This is a genomic window from Streptomyces sp. P5F9, assembly GCF_057961495.1.
This window is the reverse complement of sequence record NZ_JBXVPZ010000819.1, coordinates 1-2,157: the sequence shown is the minus strand read 5'-3', so window position 1 is coordinate 2,157 and position 2,157 is coordinate 1. Positions and strand designations below refer to the sequence as shown.

The following is a 2,157-nucleotide window of genomic DNA, read 5'->3' as shown; positions in this document are numbered from 1 at the left end:
TGGGGAGGGCGGGCATCGTGGGCATGGTGGGGAGGCCCGTGTTCACGCCCACCGGGCGGGTCGTCGCCGCCTCCGTCGTGCGCTCGGCGTCGGCCGCGGCCTGGGTCGCGGCGCGGCGGGCGCCGTAGCGGCGGTGGACCGCCTGCTTGGTGACACCCAGGGCGGAGCCCACCGCGTCCCACGAGAAGCCGAGTGAGCGGTCGAAGTCCACGGCCGCCGTGACCAGGGTCTCGACACTGTCCCGCAGCTCCTGCGCGAGACGGACCGTCGGGGCGGGAGCGCGTCCGTAGACGACGAAGCCCGTGGACGGGCCGGAGCGGCGCGGGCGGTAGACGTTGCCCAGCTGGGCGGTGAGCGTGCGCAGTGCGTCCACCTGCCGGCGGACCCGCTCGATGTCCCGCACCAGCAAGTGCAGGCTGGCCCGAGCCTGGGCGTCGTGGGTTGCGTGGTCGGCCATGAACAAGCCTCTCGAACCGGCGTTGAAAAGGATCGGGCCGCGTGAATGCGGCCCAAGGAGGTCAACTCTTTCTTGACCAACGCCTGTGCGCTCCGCTGGTCACGCGAAGGGGGCGTAGGGGCATATGCGTACGCCCCCGCTGAACCGGCGTGCGCTGCGGGCGCCGGTGAGTTGTCGGCGAGTTGAGGGGTGTGAGCCGCCGGGCGCGCCTGCCGGGACGCGCCATAGACTGGTGCGCTGCCCGCCCACCTCCGCCCGAGAGGCCCGAACCCTCCCATGAAGCTCGTCTTCGCCGGTACCCCCGAGGTCGCCGTTCCCGCCCTGGACGCCCTGATCGCCTCCGGGCGGCACGAGGTGGCCGCCGTCGTCACGCGGCCCGACGCGCCGGCCGGGCGTGGGCGCAGGCTGGTGGCGAGTCCCGTCGCCGAGCGGGCCGAGGCGGCGGGCATCGAGGTGCTGAAGCCCGGCAGGCCGCGCGACCCGGAGTTCCTGGAGCGGCTGCGGGAGATCGCGCCCGACTGCTGTCCCGTCGTCGCCTACGGCGCCCTGCTGCCCCGCGTCGCCCTCGACATCCCCGCCCACGGCTGGGTCAACCTGCACTTCTCGCTGCTCCCCGCCTGGCGCGGCGCCGCCCCCGTGCAGCACTCCATCATGTCCGGCGACGAGATCACCGGCGCCTCCACCTTCCTGATCGAGGAAGGCCTCGACTCCGGGCCCGTCTACGGCACCGTCACCGAGGAGATCCGCCCCACCGACACCAGCGGCGACCTGCTCACCCGGCTCGCGTTCGCCGGCTCGGGGCTGCTCGCCGCGACCATGGACGGCATCGAGGACGGCACCCTGAAGGCCGTACCGCAGCCGAACGAGGGCATCACCCTCGCCCCGAAGATCAACGTCGAGGACGCGCAGGTGGATTGGACGGCTCCCGCGCTGCGGGTGGACCGGGTGGTACGCGGATGCACGCCCGCGCCCGGCGCCTGGACCGTGTTCCGCGGTGAGCGGCTCAAGCTCATCCATGCCGCGCCCGTGCCCGAGCGCACCGACCTCGCCCCCGGTGCGCTGGCCGTCGGCAAGAACAACGTGTACGTGGGCACCGGTTCGTACGCCGTCGAGCTGCTGTGGGTGCAGGCGCAGGGCAAGAAGCCGATGCGGGCGGCGGACTGGGCGCGCGGGGCGCGGATCGGTGCGGGGGAGAGCGTCGGGGCGCTCGGGACTTCCTAGGCCCGGAGCGCCCAAGGACCCCGGGCACCCCGGGTCCTCGGGCGCTCCGGGCACCGCAGGACCCTCGGCACCCTGGCACCTTGGGCACTCCGGGACATCGGGCACTCCTGGCACGGCTGAGCACTTCGGTACCCCGGGCACTGCAGGGCCTTCCGCACCTCGGTACTCCGGCACCTCGGCACCCCGGTACCCCGGCACCTCGGTACTCCGGCACCTCGGTACCCCGGGACCGCTGGGCCTTCAGAACCTCAGTACTCCCGGCAACCTGGTCACCCGGGCAACCCGGGTACCCCAACGCCCCGGGCACCGCAGGGCCTTCGGTACGCCGGGCACCCGGATACGCCGGGCACTCGGATACGCCGGGCACTCGGATACGCCGGGCACTCGGCTACGCCGGGCACTCGGCTACGCCGGGCACTCGGATACGCCGGGCACTCGGATACGCCGGGCACCCCCAACACCCCGGGTCCCCCCAACAC

At 73.6% G+C, this 2,157-nt stretch carries 2 protein-coding genes; one reads left to right on the top strand and one right to left on the bottom strand.

Annotation, left to right across the window (positions count from 1 at the left end):
- The coding region (locus tag AC31A1_RS50495) for a hypothetical protein (RefSeq protein ID WP_489659766.1) at positions 1 to 457 on the bottom strand (457 nt) is incomplete at its 3' end.
- Between the two features lie 276 nt (positions 458 to 733).
- Between AC31A1_RS50495 and fmt the strand changes: the two genes are divergently transcribed.
- The gene (fmt, locus tag AC31A1_RS50490) at positions 734 to 1,678 is read left to right on the top strand and encodes a methionyl-tRNA formyltransferase (RefSeq protein ID WP_489659765.1); all 945 of its coding nucleotides are present in this window, start codon (positions 734 to 736) and stop codon (positions 1,676 to 1,678) included.
- The last annotated feature ends 479 nt before the right edge of the window (positions 1,679 to 2,157 follow it).